The sequence below is a fragment of the Pseudomonas sp. MF09150 genome (assembly GCF_059862355.1).
On record NZ_JCBCUS010000002.1, the window covers coordinates 102322 to 122083 of the forward strand.

Consider the following 19762-nt stretch of genomic DNA (forward strand, 5'->3'; position numbering starts at 1 on the left):
CGCCGCCCCATCGCGGCGCCGGGCAATCAATACGGATCGCGCATGACCTCGCTGAACCTCACCAACCTGGCCTGGACACCCCTGGGCCAGGGCCATTGTCATCACCAGTTCCAGCTGCGTGAGGCCAGCCTGCATGTGGCACCGGGGGAGTTCGTCGGCCTGATCGGGCCCAATGGCAGCGGCAAGACCAGCCTGCTGCGCTGCGCCTATCGCTTCAGCAAACCGCAGCAGGGCGAAGTGCGCCTGGAGCATTACGACCTGTGGCGGCAATCGCCACGCTGGTGCGCGCAGCGCATTGCCGTGGTGCTCCAGGAGTTCCCCGACGCCTTCGGTCTGACCGTTGAAGAAGTGGTCGCCATGGGCCGGACCCCGCACAAGGGCTTGTTCGATGGCGACACCGCCCATGACCGCGAACTGGCCCGCCAGGCCCTGCAGTCGGTAGGCCTGCTGGGCTTTGAAACGCATGCCTTCGCCACCCTCTCCGGCGGTGAAAAGCAGCGGGTGATTCTGGCCCGCGCCCTGGCCCAGCAGCCGCAATTGCTGATCCTCGACGAGCCGACCAACCACCTCGACCCACGCTACCAACTGCAGCTGCTGCAATGGGTGAAACGCCTGGGGGTAGGCACCCTGGCCAGCATCCACGACTTGAACCTGGCCGCGGCTTTCTGCGACCGGCTGTACGTGCTCGATCACGGGCGCATCGTCGCCAGCGGCACGCCGACCGAGGTCCTGACCGCCGAACTGCTGCGGGAAGTGTTCGGGGTCGAGGCCCTGATCGATCGCCATCCGCTGGCCGACCATCCACGCATTACCTGGATAACCCAACCATGACCCTGCGCGTCCTGCTGTGCCTCGCCCTGTCCCTGGCGGCCGGCCAAGCCCTGGCCGAGGCCACCCACTACCCGCTGACCGTCCACAGTTGCAACCGCGAAGTGACCTTCAACCAGGCCCCCCGGCACGCCCTGAGCCATGACATCAACATGACCCAGATGATGCTCGCCCTCGGCCTCAAGCCGCGCATGGTCGGCTACAGCGGCATCAGCGGCTGGAAAGCCATGACTCCCGAGATGCAGGCCAGCCTCGCCGGGCTGCCGGAACTCGCGGCCAAATACCCATCGGTGGAAACCCTGCTCAACGCCAACGTCGACTTCTTTTTTGCCGGTTGGGACTACGGCATGCGCGTCGGCGGCGACCTCACGCCCCAGACCCTGGCGCCACTGGGCATCAACGTCTATGAGCTGACCGAGTCCTGCGCTTTTGTCATGAAGCGCCCGGCCGCCAGCCTCGACGACACCTACAACGACCTGCGCAACCTGGGGCGCATTTTCGATGTGCAGGACCGCGCCAATCAGTTGATCAGCCAGATGCAGCAGCAGGTGGCCGAGGTCAAACGACAGCTGCCCGCCGACCGGCCACGGGTATTCCTCTACGACAGCGGTGAAGACCGCGCCATGACCTCGGGTCGCCTGGGCATGCCCCAGGCGCTGATCGATGCTGCTGGCGGGCGCAACATTCTTGCTGACCTGGACACCAGCTGGACCCGGGTCAACTGGGAGACCGTGGTCGAGCGCAATCCGCAGGTGATTGTGATCGTCGACTACAGCGAAATCAGCGCCGAGCAGAAGCAGCAGTTCTTGCTGGACAACCCGGCGTTGCAGTCGGTGGACGCCATCAGGAACCGGCGTTTTATCGTGATCCCCTACGTCCAGGCCACCCCGGGCATCGACAACGTGCTGGCGGTGCAGACCCTGGCCAAGGGTTTCCACGGCCCATGATCAACCGTCGTTATGCCGGGCTGCTGATGCTCCTGGGCGCGCTGTTGCTGGTGTCCTGCGTGGTCTCCCTCGGCTTCGGCCCGGCGCCGGTGCCACTGGACGTGGTGTGGCGCATCCTGCTGCACAAGGCCCTGGGTATCGGTGAGGTGAGTTGGAGTGCCGGACAGGAACATATCGTCTGGCTGATTCGCGTGCCGCGCATGGTGCTTGGGGCGTTGGTGGGCGCCGGGTTGGCGCTGATCGGCGCGGTGCTGCAAGCGGTGACGCGCAACCCGCTGGCCGACCCGCACCTGCTGGGGGTGACGTCCGGCGCGACCCTGGGCGCCGTGATCGTGGTGCTGCATGTGGGGCAAGTGATCGGTCTCTTGACCCTGCCCCTGGCGGCCTTTATCGGCGCCTTGCTGAGCATGCTGCTGGTGCTCGGCATCGCCGCGCGCCACGGCCGTCTCGACAGCGATCGCCTGCTGCTGTGTGGGGTCGCGGTGTCCTTTGTGATGATGGCGATCGCCAATCTGCTGTTGTTTCTGGGCGACCACCGCGCCAGCTCGGCGGTGATGTTCTGGATGCTGGGCGGCCTCGGCCTGGCGCGCTGGGAATTGTTGACGATCCCCGCCATCAGCGTGTTGCTCGGCCTGGTGTTGCTGCTGGGCATGGCCCGCCCACTGAACGCGCTGATGGCCGGCGAGCAGACCGCCGTGACCCTGGGCCTGAACGCCCGCAACGTGCGCCTGCGGGTGTTTTTGATCGCCTCCCTGATGACCGGCGTGCTGGTGTCCATCAGCGGCTCCATCGGTTTTGTCGGGCTGATGGTGCCGCACATCGCCCGCCGCCTGGTGGGCGCCGAACACCGGCGTCTGCTGCCGGTGTGCGTGCTGCTGGGCAGCCTGTTCCTGGTCTGGGTCGACGTCGCGGCACGCACCTTGATCGCCCCCGAAGACCTGCCGATCGGCGTGGCCACGGCGGCTATCGGCGGGTTGTTCTTTATCGGGCTGATGCGCCGGCGCTGAAGGCCTTCGGCATACAGATAGGCGGCGATAGGACGATTTCCCACAACGGCTCGGCGCGCCCTAGAATGCGCGCCTCACACTGCTCAGGATGAGTCTCATGTTGAAAAATCTTTGCCTGTCGCTGCTGGTGTTCGGCTCCAGTTGCGCAATGGCCGACACCACGGTCGATGTCTCGAAAATCTACGGCAACATCCAGTTCGTCAACAGCTTCCCGGACTACAAAGTCAAAGTGGTGCACTCCTTTCCCGACCTGAAGGTGAAGCAGGTCAGCGCCTTCCCCGACTCGGCAGGCAAGTGGAAAATCGTCAACAGCTTCCCGGATTACAAGGTCCAGATTGTCGACTCCTTTCCCGATTTCACCATCGAGTATGTGGATTCCTTCCCCGGCGTGAATTGAGGCTCCTTGGCGACCTCGGCTGCCGCCCTGCGGCAGCACCACAATGAAGCACCCTGACGCACCACCCCCTTTTCAAGGCCTCGTCTTGGGGCATCGCCTGCCCTGCCTGTGCGCGCAAGGCGACGTTTTCATGCCTTGCAGAGACTCGGCACACCCCTTGCAAAACAGCTTTTCAGTAGCTCGCATCTGCCACCTGAAAAACTCAAATAGTCATGGGGATCGCACAATGAAGCGTCGCAGCTTGATCAAGGCTTTCACACTCACGGCAAGCATTGCCGCGATGGGCTTGACCTGGACCGTCCAGGCCGCCGAGACCATCAAGGTCGGTATCCTGCATTCGCTGTCGGGGACCATGGCGATCTCCGAAACCTCGCTCAAAGACATGGCGCTGATGACCATCGACGAGATCAACGCCAAGGGCGGGGTCAACGGCAAGATGCTGGAGCCGGTGGTGGTCGACCCCGCCTCCAACTGGCCGCTGTTCGCCGAGAAGGGCCGTCAGTTGCTGACCCAGGACAAGGTCGCGGTGGTGTTCGGTTGCTGGACCTCGGTGTCGCGCAAGTCGGTGTTGCCGGTGTTCGAAGAACTCAATGGCCTGCTGTTCTATCCGGTGCAGTACGAAGGCGAAGAGATGTCGCCCAACGTCTTCTACACCGGTGCCGCGCCCAACCAGCAGGCGATCCCGGCCGTGGAATACCTGATGAGCGAAGACGGCGGCGGCGCCAAGCGCTTCTTCCTCCTGGGCACCGACTACGTGTACCCGCGCACCACCAATAAAATCCTGCGTTCGTTCCTGCACTCCAAGGGCGTGGCCGACAAGGACATCGAAGAGGTCTATACCCCGTTCGGCCATGCCGACTACCAGACCATCGTGTCCAACATCAAGAAATTCTCCGCCGGGGGCAAGACCGCCGTTATCTCCACCGTCAACGGCGACTCCAATGTGCCGTTCTACAAAGAGCTGGCCAACCAGGGCCTGAAAGCCACCGACGTGCCGGTGGTGGCCTTCTCCGTGGGCGAGGAAGAACTGCGCGGTATCGACACCAAACCCCTGGTGGGCAACCTCGCGGCGTGGAACTACTTCGAGTCGGTGGATAACCCCACCAACAAAAAATTCGTCGCCGACTGGAAGGCCTACGCCAAGGCCAAGAACCTGCCGGGGGCGGACAAGGCCGTGACCAACGACCCGATGGAAGCCACCTATGTCGGCATCCACATGTGGGCCCAGGCGGTGGAGAAAGCCAAATCCACCGACGTCGACAAGGTCCGCGAAGCCCTGGCCGGCCAGACCTTTGCCGCGCCGTCCGGCTACACCCTGACCATGGACAAGACCAACCACCACCTGCACAAGCCGGTGATGATCGGCGAGATCCAGCCCGACGGTCAGTTCAACGTGGTGTGGCAGACCGAAGGCCCGATCCGCGCCCAGCCGTGGAGCCCGTTCATTCCGGGTAACGACAAGAAGCCGGACTACGCGGTCAAGAGCAACTAAGCAAGGGATGGAAGCCGGACGCCGTCTGCGGTCCGGCACAACCTCTGTCGCCGCTGCCGAAAGCTGTGACCAGCCCGGGCCAACCGGGTCAGCGCAGCCTTCGGCAACGGCGACAGGATCACGCACAGGCCCCGGCCTGTCCGCGCAAGGCCAACGATATGCCCACTGCCCTCTACCGTTTTATCCTCGCCTGCCTGCTGCTGTTGCCGCTGGCAGCCAGGGCCGGTGACGCCGAAGACTTCGTCGCGGCCAACCCGTCTCAGCAGGCTCAACTGCTGGAAGCCTGGGCTGCGCAGCCCGACCCGGCGCGCGTCGAACTGATCAACGCCTTGCAGCAAGGCCAGTTGACGGTCGATGGCCAAGCCAAGACCCTGCGCCTGAACAACCGCTTGCGGGGGCTGATCGACACCGCCCTGGCCAGCCACCAATTGCTTGCCGCCGACAGCAAGATCCGCCTCGCGGCAGCCCAGCAATTGCAAAAGAGCGCCAAGCCGGCGCAACTCACATTCCTTGATCGGCAATTGGCCGCGGAACCGGACGCAAGCGTACATGCCGCCCTGAGCCTGGCCCTGGCCAACCTGCAACTGGTGGACAGCGACCCGGCGGTACGCCTGGCCGCCGTGCGCCTGCTCGGCGAAACCGGCGACCCGCTGGCCCGCACCCGCCTCGAAGGCCTGCTCGAGCCCGGGGTCGAAGCCGACGCTGCGGTGCGCACCGCCGCCGAAACCAGCCTGGCCCAGGTCAAGCGCAAGCTGCTGGTGGGCGAGGTGCTGGGCCAGGCCTTCAGCGGTATGTCCCTGGGCTCGATCCTGCTGCTGGCGGCCCTGGGGCTGGCGATCACCTTCGGTTTGCTGGGGGTGATCAACATGGCCCACGGCGAGATGCTGATGCTCGGCGCCTACTCCACCTACGTGGTGCAGTTGATGTTCCAGCGCTTCGCCCCGCAGGCCATCGAGTTCTACCCGTTGATTGCCCTGCCGGTGGCGTTTTTCGTCACCGCGGCGATCGGCATGGCCCTGGAGCGCACGGTGATTCGCCACCTCTACGGCCGCCCGCTGGAAACCCTGCTGGCGACCTGGGGCATCAGCCTGATGCTGATCCAACTGGTGCGCCTGGTATTCGGCGCGCAGAACGTCGAGGTGGCCAACCCGGCCTGGCTCTCGGGCGGGATCCAGGTGCTGCCCAACCTGGTGCTGCCGTACAACCGCATCGTGATCATCGGCTTCGCGCTGTTTGTCGTGGTGCTCACTTGGCTGCTGCTGAACCGGACACGCCTGGGCCTGAACGTGCGCGCCGTGACCCAGAACCGCAACATGGCCGCCTGCTGCGGCGTGCCCACCGGGCGCGTCGACATGCTTGCCTTCGGCCTCGGTTCGGGGATCGCCGGGCTCGGCGGCGTGGCCCTGAGCCAGATCGGCAACGTCGGCCCGGACCTGGGCCAGAGCTACATCATCGACTCGTTCCTGGTGGTGGTGCTGGGCGGGGTCGGCCAGTTGGCCGGTAGCGTGCTGGCGGCCTTTGGCCTGGGCATCGCGAACAAGATTCTCGAACCGCAGATCGGCGCCGTGCTCGGCAAGATCCTGATCCTCGCGCTGATCATTCTGTTTATCCAGAAACGTCCGCAAGGCCTCTTTGCTCTGAAAGGACGGGTGATCGACTGATGAATCAACCACTGCTCGTTACCGCCAGCCAGAAAGCCGGACCCAGGGTCACGCTCACCGTCGGTGCGCTGCTGCTCCTGGTGCTGCTGGCCTTGCCGCTGTTGTCGCTGCTGGCAGCGGACAACCCGCTGCACGTCTCGGCCTACACCCTGACCCTGGTGGGCAAGATCCTCTGCTACGCCATCGTCGCCCTGGCCCTGGACCTGGTCTGGGGCTATGCCGGGCTGCTGTCCCTGGGCCACGGGCTGTTCTTTGCCCTGGGCGGCTATGCCATGGGCATGTACCTGATGCGCCAGGCCTCGGGCGATGGCTTGCCGGCGTTCATGACCTTCCTCTCGTGGACCGAGCTGCCGTGGTACTGGGTCGGCACCAGCCATTTTCTCTGGGCCCTGTGCCTGGTGGTGCTGGCCCCGGGATTGCTGGCCCTGGTGTTCGGTTTCTTCGCCTTCCGCTCGCGGATCAAGGGCGTGTATTTCTCGATCATGACCCAGGCCCTGACCTTCGCCGGGATGCTGCTGTTCTTCCGCAACGAAACCGGGTTTGGCGGCAATAACGGCTTCACCAACTTCCGCACCATTCTCGGTTTCGGCATCACCGAACCCGGGACCCGCGCGGTGCTGTTTTTCGCCACCGTACTGTTGCTGGTGGCCAGCCTGTGGATTGGCTGGCGCCTGGCGCAGAGCAAGTTCGGCCGGGTCCTGACTGCCCTGCGCGACGCCGAGAACCGTCTGATGTTCTGCGGCTACGACCCGCGCGGCTTCAAGCTCTTCGTGTGGGTGCTGAGCGCGGTGCTGTGCGGCCTGGCCGGGGCCTTGTATGTGCCCCAGGTGGGCATCATCAACCCCAGCGAAATGTCACCGACCAACTCCATCGAGGCTGCCGTGTGGGTGGCCCTGGGCGGGCGTGGCACGCTGATCGGGCCGCTGCTGGGGGCCGGCGTGGTCAACGGCATGAAGAGCTGGTTCACCGTGGCCTTCCCTGAGTGCTGGCTGTTCTTCCTCGGGGCGCTGTTTATCGTGGTGACCCTGTACCTGCCCAAGGGCGTGATCGGCCTGCTGAAAAAACGAGGTGAGCAATGAGAGTCACGGCGACGGCGGAGTTCATGCTCGAACCTATCCTGGAACCCAACAAGGACCAGGGCAGCAGCCGCGATGCCATCGGCCTCGGTCAGGCCGCTGGCAAGGGCCTGAACACGCGCCACGGGACGATCCTGACCTTGGAAGACATCAGCGTCAGCTTCGATGGTTTCAAGGCCCTCAACGACCTGAACCTGTACATCGGCGTGGGCGAACTGCGCTGCATCATCGGCCCCAACGGCGCGGGCAAGACCACCCTGATGGACGTGATCACCGGCAAGACCCGGCCCAGCCACGGCAAGGCCTGGTTCGGCGAGACCCTGGACCTGGCGGCGATGAGCGAAGTGCAGATCGCCCAGGCCGGGATCGGCCGCAAGTTCCAGAAACCCACGGTGTTCGAAGCCCTGAGTGTGTTCGAGAACCTGGAGCTGGCGCAAAAGACCGACAAATCGGTGTGGGCCAGCCTGCGGGCCCGACTCAGCGGTGAACAGCGCGACCGTATCGACGAGGTGCTGCAGACCATTCGCCTGACTGCCTCAGTCCAGCGCCCGGCGGGCCTGCTGTCCCATGGCCAGAAGCAGTTCCTGGAAATCGGCATGCTGCTGGTGCAGGACCCGCAGTTGCTGCTGCTCGATGAACCGGTGGCCGGCATGACCGACGCCGAAACCGAGTTCACCGCCGAACTGTTCAAGAGCCTGGCGGGCAAGCATTCGCTGATGGTGGTGGAGCACGACATGGGCTTCGTCGGCGCCATCGCCGACCACGTCACCGTGCTGCACCAGGGCAGCGTACTGGCCGAGGGCTCCCTGGAGCAGGTGCAGGCCGATGAACGCGTCATCGAGGTTTATTTGGGCCGATGAATCGGCCAGCTGAAAGCTTCAAGCGGCAAGTTGAAAGCAAAACCGTACACCCGCTCTTTCCTGCAGCTTGCCGCTCTCCTATCTGAGGTTCTTCCATGCTCCAGATCCAACACCTTCATCAGTACTACGGCGGCAGCCACATTCTGCGTGGCCTGAGCTTTGACGTAACGGTGGGTGAAGTCACCTGCCTGCTCGGGCGCAACGGCGTGGGCAAGACCACCCTGCTCAAGTGCCTGATGGGCCTGCTGCCGACCAAGGAAGGCACGGTCACCTGGGAAGGCCAGGCCATCACCGGCTACAAACCGCACCAGCGGGTGCACGCCGGCATTGCCTATGTGCCCCAGGGCCGGGAGATTTTTCCGCGCCTGACGGTGGAGGAGAACCTGCTGATGGGGCTGTCACGTTTCGGCGCGAAGGAAGCCAAGGAGGTGCCGGCCTTTATCTACGAACTGTTCCCGGTGCTGCTGCAAATGAAGCAGCGTCGCGGCGGCGATCTGTCGGGCGGTCAGCAGCAGCAACTGGCCATCGGCCGCGCCCTGGCCAGCCGCCCGCGCTTGCTGATCCTCGACGAGCCCACCGAAGGCATCCAGCCTTCGGTGATCAAGGAGATCGGCGCGGTGATCAAAAAACTCGCGGCGCGAGGCGACATGGCGATCCTGCTGGTGGAACAGTTCTATGACTTCGCCGCTGAGCTGGCCGACCAGTACCTGGTGATGTCCCGGGGTGAAATCGTCCAGCAAGGGCGGGGCGAAAATATGGAAACCGAAGGTGTACGCGGCCTGGTTACGATCTAACCTGTAGCCTCCTGACGATAAGCGCGAACCATGAATCTTCCTGCCCACACCGCGTTGTTCACCCCTAGCTGGCATGCCGAGCTGGAGCTGGGCTACGCCCGTTTCGGCGACACCACGCGTCCGGTGCAGCGCCGTCACCTGGGCCCGCTGCGGGTGCAGAAGCACCTGTATGCCGAAGGCCCCGAGGTCTGCCAGCACATCATCGTCCACCCCCCTGGGGGGATTGCCGGTGGCGACCGCCTGGACATCCGCGCCAGCGTCGGCACCGATGCCTGGGCGCAACTGACCAGCCCTGGCGCCGCCAAGTGGTACCGCGCCGCTGGGCCGGCGTACCAAAACCTTGAGCTGCACGTCGCCGCCGGTGCCACCCTGGAATGGCTGCCCCAGGAGAGCATCGTGTTCAGCGCCGCCCAGGCGGAACTGGCGACCGTGATAGAGCTTGAGGGCGACGCTCGACTGTTCTACTGGGACATCGTGGCCCTGGGCCGCCCGGCCAGCGGTGAACGCTTTGACCTCGGGCATTTTCAATCGCACCTGGATATCCGCCGTGACGGCCAGTTGCTCTGGCACGAACGCCAGCGCATTGTCGGGGGCGACGGCCTGCTGGACTCGCCCATCGGCCTGGACGGCCAGCCGGTGTTCGCGACCCTGCTGGTCACCGGCGAAATCGACACGCAACTGCTGGAGACCTGCCGCTCCCTGCCCCACGAGGTACGCGGCGACCTGACACAACTGCCCGGGCTGCTGGTGGCCCGCTGCCTGGCCAGCGAAGCGCTGCTGGCCCGGGCCTGGCTGATCGACCTGTGGCGCCTGCTGCGCCCCGCCCTGCTCGGGCGCGAGGCCGTGCCGCCGAGGATCTGGAATACATGAAGCGCCTGTCACGCGGGACCGCCGCCCTGACGCGCTGAACCTTTTAACTGCCCAAACGGATTGAACACGATGGACCTGACCCCACGCGAAAAAGACAAGATGCTGATCTTCACCGCCGGCCTGGTGGCCGAGCGACGACTGGCCCGTGGCGTGAAACTCAATTACCCGGAGGCCATGGCCTATATCTCCGCGGCGCTGCTCGAAGGCGCCCGTGACGGCCAGACCGTGGCCCAACTGATGCACTACGGCACCACCCTGCTCAGCCGTGAACAAGTGATGGAGGGCATCCCGGAAATGATCCCGGAGATCCAGGTCGAGGCGACCTTTCCCGACGGCACCAAGCTGGTCACCGTCCACCAACCCATCGCCTGAGGCCGCGCCATGACTTACCGCATCCGCGATGCACTGCATGCCGACCTGCCGGCGATCCGTGACATCTACAACGACGCCGTGCGCACTACCACGGCGATCTGGAACGAGCAGCCCGTGGACCTGGGCAACCGCCAGGCCTGGTTCAGCGCCCGGCAGGCCCAGGGTTACCCGATCCTGGTGATCATCAATGCCGACGAAGTGGTGCTCGGCTACGCTTCGTTCGGCGACTGGCGACCGTTCGACGGCTTTCGCCACAGCGTCGAACACTCGGTGTACGTGCGCGACGACCAGCGCGGCAACGGCCTTGGCCCACGCCTGATGGAAGCACTGATCGAACGCGCCCGGGGCTGTGACAAGCACGTAATGGTCGCAGCCATCGAAAGCGGCAACGAGGCTTCGATCCGCCTGCACCAGCGTCTGGGTTTCATCACCACCGGACAGATGCCTCAAGTAGGCACCAAGTTCGGACGCTGGCTGGACCTGACCTTCATGCAACTGATCCTCAACCCCGGGGCGCTGCCGCCCGCCATCGACAAGGAGTGATACCCGATGAACGCTGCCCAACTGCGCCGAGTACATGGGGAAAGTTTTGCCCATTACCGCCAGGGACTGAGTGATCTGCTGTTCGACGCGGTGCAGCACGGGGCCTCGATCGGCTTCATGGCCGACCTCGACCAGGCCCAGGCCGATGCCTACTTGCGCAACCTGCAGGCCGGGGTGGAAGACGCCAGCCTGCTGCTGTGGGTAGTGGTGGATAACGAAAAGGTCCTGGCCAGCGTACAACTGGCGCTGTGCCAGAAACCCAACGGACGCAATCGCGCCGAGGTCCAGAAACTCCAGGTGCGCCACGACGCCCGTCGCCGCGGCCTGGGCCAGCAACTGATGACGGCCCTGGAGCAGGCAGCCCGCCAGAACAAGCGCGGCCTGCTGTACCTGGACACCGAAGCCGGCTCCCCCGCCGAGGACTTCTACCGCTCCCTGGGCTACATCCGGGTCGGTGAACTGCCCAATTACTGCCAGAGCCCGGACGGCAGCTACACCCCGACCGCCATTTACTTCAAGACTTTGGGACTGCCCGCATGATTCCAGGCCAATACCAGATCCAGCCCGGCGACATCGAACTCAATGTCGGCCGTCGCACCTTGAGCCTGAAAGTGGCCAACAGCGGCGACCGGCCGATCCAGGTCGGCTCGCACTACCACTTCTTCGAGACCAATGACGCCCTGACCTTCGACCGCGCCGCCAGCCGGGGCATGCGCCTGAACATCCCGGCCGGCACCGCCGTGCGCTTCGAGCCGGGGCAGACCCGGGAAGTGGAACTGGTGGACCTGGCCGGGCATCGCCGGGTATTCGGCTTTGCCGGGCGAGTGATGGGCGCTCTTTGAGCGCAGCTTCAAGCTTCAAGCGGCAAGTAACAGCCATTTGCGGCGCTATCGATAGCTTTTGATTTTTCTTGCAGCGGGCAGCTTAAAGCTTGCCGCTTATTTCCGAGGACCGAGGAATGCGCATTTCCCGCGAGGCCTACGCCGACATGTTCGGCCCCACCGTCGGCGACAAGGTGCGGCTGGCCGATACCGAGCTGTGGATTGAAGTGGAGAAGGACTTCACCACCTACGGCGAAGAAGTGAAGTTCGGCGGTGGCAAGGTGATCCGTGACGGCATGGGCCAGGGCCAGTTGCTGGCGGCCGAGGTGGTCGACACCCTGATCACCAACGCCCTGATCATCGACCACTGGGGCATCGTCAAGGCCGATGTCGGCCTCAAGGACGGGCGCATCGCCGCCATCGGCAAGGCCGGCAACCCGGACATCCAACCCAACGTGACCATCGCCATCGGCGCCAGCACCGAAGTCATCGCCGGCGAAGGCATGATCCTCACCGCCGGCGGCATCGACACCCATATCCACTTCATCTGCCCGCAGCAGATCGAAGAAGCGCTGATGAGCGGCGTCACCACCATGATCGGCGGCGGCACCGGGCCAGCCACCGGAACCAACGCCACCACCTGCACCTCGGGGCCCTGGCACATGGCGCGCATGCTCCAGGCCGCCGACGCCTTCGCGATGAACATCGGCTTTACCGGCAAGGGCAACGCCAGCCTGCCGGAGCCCTTGATCGAGCAGGTCAAGGCCGGGGCAATCGGCCTCAAGCTGCATGAAGACTGGGGCACCACCCCCGCGGCCATCGACAACTGCCTGAGCGTCGCCAACCAGTACGACGTCCAGGTGGCGATCCACACCGACACCCTCAACGAGTCGGGCTTCGTCGAAACCACCCTGGCCGCCTTCAAAGGCCGCACCATTCACACCTACCACACCGAAGGTGCCGGCGGCGGCCATGCACCGGACATCATCAAGGCCTGCGGTTTTGCCAACGTGTTGCCGAGTTCGACCAACCCGACCCGGCCCTTCACCCGCAACACCATCGACGAGCACCTGGACATGCTGATGGTCTGCCATCACCTGGACCCAAGCATCGCCGAAGACGTGGCCTTTGCCGAAAGCCGCATTCGCCGCGAGACCATCGCCGCCGAAGACATCCTCCACGACCTGGGCGCGTTCTCCATGATCAGCTCCGACAGCCAGGCCATGGGCCGGGTCGGCGAAGTCATCACCCGCACCTGGCAGACCGCCGACAAGATGCACAAGCAGCGCGGTCCGCTGCCGGGCGACGGCGAGGGCAACAGCAACTTCCGGGTCAAGCGCTACATCGCCAAATACACCATCAACCCGGCGATCACCCACGGCATCAGCCACGAAGTGGGCTCGATCGAAGTCGGCAAGTGGGCGGACCTGGTGCTGTGGCGCCCGGCGTTTTTCGGGGTCAAGCCGACCCTGATCCTCAAGGGCGGGGCGATTGCCGCCAGCCTGATGGGCGACGCCAACGCTTCGATCCCGACCCCGCAGCCGGTGCATTACCGCCCGATGTTCGCCAGCTTTGGCGGCAGCCGGCATGCCACCAGCCTGACCTTTATCAGCCAGGCGGCCCTGGACGCCGGCGTGCCCGAGACCCTGGGCCTGAAAAAACGCATCGCGGTGGTCAAGGGCTGTCGCCAGGTGCAAAAGACCGACCTGATCCACAACGACTACCTGCCACAGATCGATGTCGACCCGCAGACCTATCAGGTCAAGGCCGATGGCGTGCTGCTGTGGTGTGAACCGGCGGAGGTGCTACCCATGGCACAACGTTATTTTCTCTTCTAGAACCCGGCACTGATCAGCCCGGAACCCTGTTTGGCAGCACGAGTTTTGAAAACCCCGGTTTGGCGCTAAGATGCCACTCGATTTCTCACAATTGCCTGCAGGGTTCCCGGCTATGCGCCTGTCCGATTTCATCGTGCAACACGTTGATCGAATCGTTGATGAATGGGAGCAGTTTGCGAAATCCATCGCCCCTGCCGCCGACTCCATGACCCGCCTGCAATTGCGCGATCACGCAAAATCGATCCTGCTGGCCGCCGCGCGCGATATGCGCACCGCCCAGACCGCCCATGAACAACAGGCCAAGGCCAAGGGCGAAGGGCCGGAAAAAACCCCAAGCCTGGATGAGGCCGCCGCCAGCCATGGCGAACTGCGGCACACCGTGGGCTTTGACCTGGTGCAGATGACCTCCGAATTTCGCCACCTGCGCGCCTGCGTGATCCGCCTGTGGGTGGGCAGCCTGGAATCACCGGACCTGATGTACTTCCAGGACATGATCCGCTTCAACGAAGCCATCGACGAAGCGCTGGCCGAGTCCACCGCGGCCTATGCCGAACAGGTCGATCGTTCGCGGGATATCTTCCTGGCGATTCTCGGCCATGACCTGCGCGCACCCTTGCAGGCTGTGAGCATGTCCACCGAGATGCTGGCGCGGCGTGTCGCGCTGGACGCCGAGGGCCTGGCCTACGTGGCGCGGATCAAGAGCGGCGCGCGACACATGGGGGCGATGGTCAGTGACTTGCTGGAGTTTGTGCGCAGCCGGCTGGGCAGCGGCTTGCCGATCGAGCCGGCACCGATGGACCTGGCCAGCGCCGCCAAAGCGGCCATGGATGAAGCCTGCGCCGGGCAGCCCGATTGCTCCCCCTCGCTGAATTTCCACGGTGATGGCCACGGCATCTGGGATCGCGGGCGCATCGAACAGATGCTGCAGAACCTGATCGGCAATGCGTTGCAGCACGGAAACAACAGCCGCACCGTGACCGTGACCATCACCGGCGGCGCCGAACAGGTGTTGCTGACGGTGCACAACTACGGCACGCCCATCCCCAAGGACGCCCTGAGCACCTTGTTCGACCCCCTGGTGCGCAGCGCCAGTGAAGAGCTGGGCACCCCCTCCACCAGCCTTGGCCTGGGGTTGTTTATCGTCAAGGAAGTGGTCAGCGCGCACCAGGGCAGCATCGAAGTCAGCTCCAACGAAAGCGACGGCACCACCTTCACCGTCACCCTGCCCCGGGTTTCCCGGGCACAGCCCTGAAAACACAACGGGGCGCCCAAACGCCGACGTTTTCCTGAAACATCCGCGGTGTTTATCAGGGCCAGCGTCCGAACGCGGCCCGAGGCTTCGGCAGCGGCTACAGGTCAGTCGAGGACCAGGCGCCCCAGGCGTTGTTTGAGCATGCGATTTTCCGCGCGCAGTTCGCGCACTTCATCCAGCAGGTCCAGGGCCAGGGCGACGCCTTGCCACTCCAGCTCCAGGTCGCGGTGCAGGATGGCCGCGCGCTTGGCCAGGGCCAGCTGGTAATCGTTGAAACGCCAATCCTTGGGCGCCTGGCCCTGAGGTTCGAGGATCCCGTGTTCGACGATTTCGATCACGTAAGCGGCCGACAGGTCGGTCACCTCACAGAATTCTTCCATGTCCAGCTGAACGATCAGGGTACTCATACTCAGCTACTCCATTCTCGAATCAAAAATGTTCCCGTGGGTCGAACGCCGCCTTTTTCGCCAGCTCCTGCCACAACGCCTTGACGTCATCGTCAGCCTGTTTCGGCATCACCGCCTTGAGCTGGACGAACAGCGAACCACGCTCGCCGGCCTTGTTCAGCAAGCCATGGCCCTTGGCGCGCATGCGCTGGCCGTTCTGGCTGCCGGCCGGCACCTTGAGGTTGATCTTGCCGGTCAGGGTCGGCACCGCGACCTCGGTACCCAGCGCCAGCTCCCACGGAGCCAGGGGCAAGGTGATGATCAGGTTCTCGCCTTCGACGTCGAATTTCGGGTGCGGGGCGAAGCGAATGGTCAGGTACAGGTCACCATTGGCCCCACCGCCCACACCCGGCGCGCCCTGGCCCTTGAGGCGGATACGCTCGCCATCGCTGACCCCGGCCGGGATCTTCACGTTCAGGCTCTTGCTGGTGTTGCTCACATGCTGGCCGGCGGCGTTGTACTGCGGCACCTGGAAGCTGATCTTCTTCGACTCGGCAGAGAGGGTTTCTTCAAGAAAGATCGGCAGTTCCATTTCCACATCCTGTCCACGACGTCCGGCGCTGCGCCGCGATTGTTCACCACCACCAAAGCCCGGGCCACGGTTACCGAAGATCGAACTGAAGAAGTCCGAAAAGTCGCCGGTATCCTGGCCACCGCCAAAACCGCCACGGCCCTGCCAGCCCGGCGGCCCCTGGAACGGTTGGCCGTGCTGGCCGTATTTGCGCATTTCGTCGTATTCGGCGCGTTTGTCGGCACTTTTCAGCGCTTCATAGGCTTCCGAGGCGTCCTTGAACTTTGCCTCGGCGTCCTTTTCCTTGCTGACGTCAGGGTGGTACTTGCGCGCCAGCTTGCGATAGGCCGCCTTGATCGCCTTGTCGTCCGCCGTCGGTTCCACACCGAGAATCTTGTAATAGTCTTTGAAGTCCATCGAGGGAATCACCATCCGTTATCAATATCGCGCGGCATACAGTGCAGCATGCTCTCATTGGCAGCATAAGGATTGATCAATCTCAACCCGTTGACTGGTGCGGCGCATCAAAAGTTTATCGGCAATCGCCGGCGGTTCTTGCGAGCGCCCGGTGATTGCCCGGCTCATGCCTGCAAGTTTGGGGTGAAGAATAGTCTTTCAAGGCAGGAAAAGGTTTCGATTTAGCGGATAGTCGGCCTTCGAATCTGCCAGCGACTGGCATACACTGCGCGGCCGTTTTTTAACCGGAACTTGAAAGACATGAAAAACGCATCTCCGGCCCGTGCCTGCGGTATCGACTTTGGCACGTCCAACTCCACTGTCGGCTGGCTGCGCCCCGGCATGGAAACGCTTATCGCGCTGGAGGATGACAAGATCACCCTGCCCTCGGTGGTGTTCTTCAATATCGAAGAACGTCGCCCGGTGTACGGTCGCCTGGCGTTGCACGAGTACCTGGAAGGCTATGAAGGCCGCCTGATGCGCTCGCTGAAAAGCCTGCTGGGCTCCAAGCTGATCAAGCACGACACCAGCGTGCTGGGCACGGCGATGCCCTTCAAGGACCTGCTGGGCCTGTTTATCGGCCAACTCAAGGCCCGCGCGGAAACCGCCGCCGGTCGGGAATTCGAGGAAGTGGTCCTGGGTCGCCCGGTGTTCTTCGTCGATGACGATGCCGCCGCCGACCAGGAAGCTGAAAACACCCTGGTGGAGGTGGCGCGCAAGCTGGGCTTCAAGGAAGTGTCCTTCCAGTACGAGCCCATCGCCGCAGCCTTCGACTACGAGTCGACCATCGAACGCGAAGAACTGGTGCTGATCGTCGACATCGGCGGTGGTACGTCCGACTTCTCCCTGGTACGCCTGGCCCCCGAGCGCCGCGACCTGGACAACCGCCACGACGACATCCTGGCCACCGGTGGCGTGCACATCGGCGGTACCGATTTCGACAAGCAATTGAGCCTGCAAGGCCTGATGCCGCTGTTCGGCTACGGCAGCCGGATGAAAAGCGGCGCCTACATGCCCACCAGCCACCACATGAACCTGGCGACCTGGCACACCATCAACTCGGTGTACTCGCAAAAATCCCAGTTGGCCCTGGGCAGCATGCGCTACGACATCGAAGACACCGGTGGCATCGACCGCCTGTTCAAGCTGATCGAGCAGCGTGCCGGCCACTGGCTGGCGATGGAAGTCGAGGAAACCAAGATCCAGCTGACCCACACCGACAGCCGCCACGTGCCCCTGGACCGTATCGAGCCGGGGTTGAGCGTGGAGCTGAGCCGGGCGCTGTTCGAGTCGGCCATCGACAACCTGCTGGAGCGCATCCGCAACAGCGTGACCCAGTTGCTGGACGATGCCAGCGTCGATGTGGCCCAGGTCGACACGGTGTTCTTCACCGGCGGTTCCAGCGGCATCCCGGCCCTGCGCCAGAGCATCTCGGCCATGCTGCCCAATGCCCGTCACGTCGAAGGCAACATCTTCGGCAGCATCGGCAGCGGTCTGGCGATTGAAGCCAGGAAGCGCTACGGCTAGAAACCCGCTCGACCGTCGTGCCCCAGGGCTGGGGAAAATTTTCGCAAGGAACCGAAACGATGAACCTGTACAAACTGTTGCCCCTGCTCGCCGCCCTGCTGCTGACCGGCTGCAAGGAAGACTTCATGTCCCTGCACTTCGAGCAGCCGGTTGGGTACCAGGGCCAGCAGGTCAATGGTAGTGTCAGCGCCTTGTTGGTGGAGGCGATTCGCGCCCGCGGCATCGATCCTGAAAAGGTCGAGCTGGCGCTGGATGAGCAAGACAACCGAGTGGTTCATCTGTCCCTCAAGGACAGCCTGAGCCCCGAGCAGCGCGAGGCATTGCGCGCACTGTTCGATGACATTCTCAAAGCGCGAACGGCCAGCAGCATGGCCATCGACATGACACTCGAACCGCAGCCGGGGGACGCGCCCCCGCAGCCGACCACCCTGACCCTGTCCATCAACTCCGAGGTCAGGCTTTCGGCGCGCTACCTGCTGCTCGACCGGGCACTGGGCTATTACAACAAGAGTGGGGTTCCGGTCGAAATCGTCTGCAACATCCAGGGCCAACTGGACGGCGACCTGCCCTTCAACGCGGTGAGCGTGCAACAAGTTCCCGGGCAATCGCCGGAGCATGTGCGCATCAACTACCGCAGCCAGGGCTATAGAAAAAAGACCGTGACCGGCCAAATGATCATCAAGGACGCCCAATTGCGCGAAAGCGTGCGCAAAGGCGAGATTCGCCTGTGGAGCGAAGACATGGTTCAGGACGACCTGCTGCGGACCAAGCTGCAACTGTCGATTGAAGTCGCCAACCTGGGTGAACAGCTGCTAACCGCCGACTTCAGCCCCGATAACCGTAACGACGATTGGAACGCTCAATGCGCCGAGAAGATCCAGCAACTGGGCCGGCCGTTCTCGTTCCATATCGGTTCAGGTCTTGATCGTCTCCAGTCGGTCACCTATGAGGGCGACAAGCGCAATTGAAGCAAGCGGCGGCCTAGACCAGCCCCGCCAGCTTCAACTCGCTTTTCAGGTAGGCGTAGTAAATCGGCCCTGCCACCACCCCCGGCAGGCCGAACGCGGCCTCGAACACCAGCATCGCCAGGAGCAACTCCCAGGACTTGGCACTGATCTGCCCGCCGACGATTCGCGCGTTGAGGAAGTATTCCAGCTTGTGGATAAAGATCAGGTAGCCCAGCGCCGCCACCGCCACCCAGATCGACAGTGACAGCCCGACTATGGTGATCAGGGTGTTGGAGATCAGGTTGCCGATTACCGGCAGCAGGCCCAGGAGGAAGGTCAGCACGATCAGGGTCTTGGTCAGCGGCAGCTTGACCCCGAACATCGGCAGTACCACCGCGAGGAAGATCCCGGTGAAGAAGGTGTTGAGCAGGGAAATCTTGATCTGGGCAAACACGATGTTGCGAAACGCCTGGACCAGCAAGTGCAGGCGATCGAACAGGGCAGCGGCCAACGGTTTGCGCTTGGTCAGGTCGGGCACCCGCTGCAAGGCGATGATCGCCCCCAGCACCATGCCGATCAGCAAGGTCACGAACATATGGGCCGCGTCCTTGCCCACCAGTTGCAACTCACTCAAATGCTTGCTGGCCCAGGCGCCAATCGCGGCCTGGAATTCTGCGGCACTGGCCGGCAGGTAGGAGTCGAGAAACGGCGGCAGCTGGCCACGCGCCTTGTCGACCACGGCCATGAATTTATCCAGGGAAGCGCCTGGGTTTTCCGCCTCGTGCAGCAGAAAACTGATGGCCCCGGCAAACAGCAGCGTCAGCAGGCTGACCACCAGGGTGCCGAGCAACGCCACTGCCAGCCAACGCGCGCGTCGTCCTTCGATCAGCCGTTGCAGCTGCGGGGTGAGCATATTGACCAGTTCGAAAACCAGCAGCCCGGCCAGCAGGCTTGGCAATAGTCGCAGCGGCAGAACCAGAAGCAACCCGCCGAAAATGATGACCCAACTGAACAACAACAGATGACGCTGAGAAAACGTTGGCATATAGCCTCAAAACGAACGGCTTGAAAAGATTGGCAGTCTGCCAGCGTTCTCCGGGCACGAATAGGGGCAGGC

Annotated in this window: 21 protein-coding genes; 18 read left to right on the forward strand and 3 right to left on the reverse strand. The window is 63.6% G+C overall.

Translation table 11 applies throughout. The features are described 5' to 3' along the window. Positions 1 to 42 precede the first annotated feature (42 nt). The 16 genes from AC19YX_RS10030 to AC19YX_RS10105 all read left to right on the forward strand — a co-directional run bounded on the left by AC19YX_RS10030 (position 43) and on the right by AC19YX_RS10105 (position 14758). Positions 43 to 831, forward strand: a complete 789-nt coding sequence (locus tag AC19YX_RS10030; protein WP_078469608.1) for an ABC transporter ATP-binding protein — start codon at positions 43 to 45, stop codon at positions 829 to 831. Next, on the forward strand, positions 828 to 1775 hold the full coding sequence (locus AC19YX_RS10035) for an ABC transporter substrate-binding protein (protein ID WP_078469607.1): 948 nt from the start codon (positions 828 to 830) through the stop codon (positions 1773 to 1775). Before AC19YX_RS10030 ends, AC19YX_RS10035 begins: the two co-directional genes overlap by 4 nt. Next, a complete protein-coding gene (locus AC19YX_RS10040) occupies positions 1772 to 2782 on the forward strand; it encodes a FecCD family ABC transporter permease (protein WP_078469606.1) in 1011 nt (336 codons plus the stop codon). Before AC19YX_RS10035 ends, AC19YX_RS10040 begins: the two co-directional genes overlap by 4 nt. A gap of 97 nt (positions 2783 to 2879) precedes the next feature. Continuing rightward, positions 2880 to 3179: a 7(1) septoil knot domain-containing protein gene (locus AC19YX_RS10045; RefSeq protein WP_201129232.1), complete on the forward strand. Its 300-nt coding sequence runs from the start codon at positions 2880 to 2882 to the stop codon at positions 3177 to 3179. 226 nt (positions 3180 to 3405) lie between these two features. Beyond that, positions 3406 to 4671, forward strand: a complete 1266-nt coding sequence (urtA, locus tag AC19YX_RS10050) for an urea ABC transporter substrate-binding protein (protein WP_020298745.1) — start codon at positions 3406 to 3408, stop codon at positions 4669 to 4671. 158 nt (positions 4672 to 4829) lie between these two features. After that, positions 4830 to 6332, forward strand: coding sequence for an urea ABC transporter permease subunit UrtB (gene urtB, locus AC19YX_RS10055; protein WP_500606182.1), 1503 nt, complete (start codon positions 4830 to 4832; stop codon positions 6330 to 6332). Then, the gene (urtC, locus tag AC19YX_RS10060) at positions 6332 to 7411 is read left to right on the forward strand and encodes an urea ABC transporter permease subunit UrtC (protein ID WP_500606183.1); all 1080 of its coding nucleotides are present in this window, start codon (positions 6332 to 6334) and stop codon (positions 7409 to 7411) included. Before urtB ends, urtC begins: the two co-directional genes overlap by 1 nt. Beyond that, positions 7408 to 8268 carry an urea ABC transporter ATP-binding protein UrtD gene (gene urtD, locus AC19YX_RS10065; protein ID WP_078469602.1) on the forward strand — a complete coding sequence of 287 codons (861 nt, stop codon included), beginning with the start codon at positions 7408 to 7410 and terminating at the stop codon, positions 8266 to 8268. Before urtC ends, urtD begins: the two co-directional genes overlap by 4 nt. A 95-nt stretch (positions 8269 to 8363) precedes the next feature. Next, the gene (gene urtE / locus AC19YX_RS10070) at positions 8364 to 9062 is read left to right on the forward strand and encodes an urea ABC transporter ATP-binding subunit UrtE (RefSeq protein ID WP_201129228.1); all 699 of its coding nucleotides are present in this window, start codon (positions 8364 to 8366) and stop codon (positions 9060 to 9062) included. Positions 9063 to 9092: 30 nt separating this feature from the next. Next, the gene (locus AC19YX_RS10075) at positions 9093 to 9932 is read left to right on the forward strand and encodes an urease accessory protein UreD (RefSeq protein ID WP_201129226.1); all 840 of its coding nucleotides are present in this window, start codon (positions 9093 to 9095) and stop codon (positions 9930 to 9932) included. Positions 9933 to 10001: 69 nt separating this feature from the next. Further along, positions 10002 to 10304 carry an urease subunit gamma gene (locus tag AC19YX_RS10080; RefSeq protein ID WP_020298739.1) on the forward strand — a complete coding sequence of 101 codons (303 nt, stop codon included), beginning with the start codon at positions 10002 to 10004 and terminating at the stop codon, positions 10302 to 10304. A gap of 9 nt (positions 10305 to 10313) precedes the next feature. Further along, positions 10314 to 10847, forward strand: a complete 534-nt coding sequence (locus AC19YX_RS10085; protein WP_078469599.1) for a GNAT family N-acetyltransferase — start codon at positions 10314 to 10316, stop codon at positions 10845 to 10847. A 6-nt stretch (positions 10848 to 10853) separates the two neighbouring features. Next, complete coding sequence (locus AC19YX_RS10090; RefSeq protein ID WP_500606184.1) at positions 10854 to 11387, forward strand: GNAT family N-acetyltransferase; 534 nt, start codon at positions 10854 to 10856, stop codon at positions 11385 to 11387. Beyond that, on the forward strand, positions 11384 to 11689 hold the full coding sequence (locus AC19YX_RS10095; protein WP_078469597.1) for an urease subunit beta: 306 nt from the start codon (positions 11384 to 11386) through the stop codon (positions 11687 to 11689). Before AC19YX_RS10090 ends, AC19YX_RS10095 begins: the two co-directional genes overlap by 4 nt. Positions 11690 to 11805: 116 nt before the next feature. Beyond that, positions 11806 to 13506 (forward strand): urease subunit alpha, encoded by a 1701-nt coding sequence (gene ureC, locus AC19YX_RS10100; RefSeq protein WP_500606185.1) that lies wholly within the window; start codon positions 11806 to 11808, stop codon positions 13504 to 13506. A gap of 112 nt (positions 13507 to 13618) precedes the next feature. Next, a complete protein-coding gene (locus AC19YX_RS10105; RefSeq protein ID WP_201129225.1) occupies positions 13619 to 14758 on the forward strand; it encodes a sensor histidine kinase in 1140 nt (379 codons plus the stop codon). Between the two features lie 104 nt (positions 14759 to 14862). On the opposite strand, the gene AC19YX_RS10110 is transcribed toward AC19YX_RS10105, so the two are convergent. Then, positions 14863 to 15165 carry a chaperone modulator CbpM gene (locus AC19YX_RS10110; protein ID WP_020298733.1) on the reverse strand — a complete coding sequence of 101 codons (303 nt, stop codon included), beginning with the start codon at positions 15163 to 15165 and terminating at the stop codon, positions 14863 to 14865. A 22-nt stretch (positions 15166 to 15187) separates the two neighbouring features. Beyond that, positions 15188 to 16132: a DnaJ C-terminal domain-containing protein gene (locus AC19YX_RS10115; RefSeq protein ID WP_078469696.1), complete on the reverse strand. Its 945-nt coding sequence runs from the start codon at positions 16130 to 16132 to the stop codon at positions 15188 to 15190. A 300-nt stretch (positions 16133 to 16432) separates the two neighbouring features. Between AC19YX_RS10115 and AC19YX_RS10120 the strand changes: the two genes are divergently transcribed. Together AC19YX_RS10120 and AC19YX_RS10125 are read left to right on the forward strand one after the other, a co-directional pair. Then, positions 16433 to 17698, forward strand: coding sequence for an Hsp70 family protein (locus AC19YX_RS10120; protein ID WP_078469594.1), 1266 nt, complete (start codon positions 16433 to 16435; stop codon positions 17696 to 17698). 59 nt (positions 17699 to 17757) lie between these two features. Beyond that, positions 17758 to 18666 carry a hypothetical protein gene (locus AC19YX_RS10125; protein ID WP_500606186.1) on the forward strand — a complete coding sequence of 303 codons (909 nt, stop codon included), beginning with the start codon at positions 17758 to 17760 and terminating at the stop codon, positions 18664 to 18666. Between the two features lie 13 nt (positions 18667 to 18679). Here AC19YX_RS10125 and AC19YX_RS10130 read toward each other — a convergent pair whose 3' ends face one another. Continuing rightward, positions 18680 to 19690: an AI-2E family transporter gene (locus AC19YX_RS10130; protein WP_078469592.1), complete on the reverse strand. Its 1011-nt coding sequence runs from the start codon at positions 19688 to 19690 to the stop codon at positions 18680 to 18682. Positions 19691 to 19762 lie beyond the last annotated feature (72 nt).

What these genes read in the sequence shown, in the direction of transcription:
- urtA (WP_020298745.1), top strand. Translation starts at nt 3,406, where the DNA reads ATGAAGCGTCGCAGCTTGATCAAGGCTTTCACACTCACGGCAAGCATT.
- AC19YX_RS10030 (WP_078469608.1), top strand. Translation starts at nt 43, where the DNA reads ATGACCTCGCTGAACCTCACCAACCTGGCCTGGACACCCCTGGGCCAG.
- AC19YX_RS10045 (WP_201129232.1), top strand. Translation starts at nt 2,880, where the DNA reads ATGTTGAAAAATCTTTGCCTGTCGCTGCTGGTGTTCGGCTCCAGTTGC.
- AC19YX_RS10040 (WP_078469606.1), top strand. Translation starts at nt 1,772, where the DNA reads ATGATCAACCGTCGTTATGCCGGGCTGCTGATGCTCCTGGGCGCGCTG.
- AC19YX_RS10120 (WP_078469594.1), top strand. Translation starts at nt 16,433, where the DNA reads ATGAAAAACGCATCTCCGGCCCGTGCCTGCGGTATCGACTTTGGCACG.
- AC19YX_RS10125 (WP_500606186.1), top strand. Translation starts at nt 17,758, where the DNA reads ATGAACCTGTACAAACTGTTGCCCCTGCTCGCCGCCCTGCTGCTGACC.
- AC19YX_RS10035 (WP_078469607.1), top strand. Translation starts at nt 828, where the DNA reads ATGACCCTGCGCGTCCTGCTGTGCCTCGCCCTGTCCCTGGCGGCCGGC.
- AC19YX_RS10085 (WP_078469599.1), top strand. Translation starts at nt 10,314, where the DNA reads ATGACTTACCGCATCCGCGATGCACTGCATGCCGACCTGCCGGCGATC.
- AC19YX_RS10090 (WP_500606184.1), top strand. Translation starts at nt 10,854, where the DNA reads ATGAACGCTGCCCAACTGCGCCGAGTACATGGGGAAAGTTTTGCCCAT.
- AC19YX_RS10080 (WP_020298739.1), top strand. Translation starts at nt 10,002, where the DNA reads ATGGACCTGACCCCACGCGAAAAAGACAAGATGCTGATCTTCACCGCC.
- AC19YX_RS10110 (WP_020298733.1), bottom strand. Translation starts at nt 15,165, where the DNA reads ATGAGTACCCTGATCGTTCAGCTGGACATGGAAGAATTCTGTGAGGTG.
- AC19YX_RS10105 (WP_201129225.1), top strand. Translation starts at nt 13,619, where the DNA reads ATGCGCCTGTCCGATTTCATCGTGCAACACGTTGATCGAATCGTTGAT.
- urtD (WP_078469602.1), top strand. Translation starts at nt 7,408, where the DNA reads ATGAGAGTCACGGCGACGGCGGAGTTCATGCTCGAACCTATCCTGGAA.
- urtB (WP_500606182.1), top strand. Translation starts at nt 4,830, where the DNA reads ATGCCCACTGCCCTCTACCGTTTTATCCTCGCCTGCCTGCTGCTGTTG.
- ureC (WP_500606185.1), top strand. Translation starts at nt 11,806, where the DNA reads ATGCGCATTTCCCGCGAGGCCTACGCCGACATGTTCGGCCCCACCGTC.
- AC19YX_RS10130 (WP_078469592.1), bottom strand. Translation starts at nt 19,690, where the DNA reads ATGCCAACGTTTTCTCAGCGTCATCTGTTGTTGTTCAGTTGGGTCATC.
- AC19YX_RS10095 (WP_078469597.1), top strand. Translation starts at nt 11,384, where the DNA reads ATGATTCCAGGCCAATACCAGATCCAGCCCGGCGACATCGAACTCAAT.
- AC19YX_RS10115 (WP_078469696.1), bottom strand. Translation starts at nt 16,132, where the DNA reads ATGGACTTCAAAGACTATTACAAGATTCTCGGTGTGGAACCGACGGCG.
- urtE (WP_201129228.1), top strand. Translation starts at nt 8,364, where the DNA reads ATGCTCCAGATCCAACACCTTCATCAGTACTACGGCGGCAGCCACATT.
- urtC (WP_500606183.1), top strand. Translation starts at nt 6,332, where the DNA reads ATGAATCAACCACTGCTCGTTACCGCCAGCCAGAAAGCCGGACCCAGG.
- AC19YX_RS10075 (WP_201129226.1), top strand. Translation starts at nt 9,093, where the DNA reads ATGAATCTTCCTGCCCACACCGCGTTGTTCACCCCTAGCTGGCATGCC.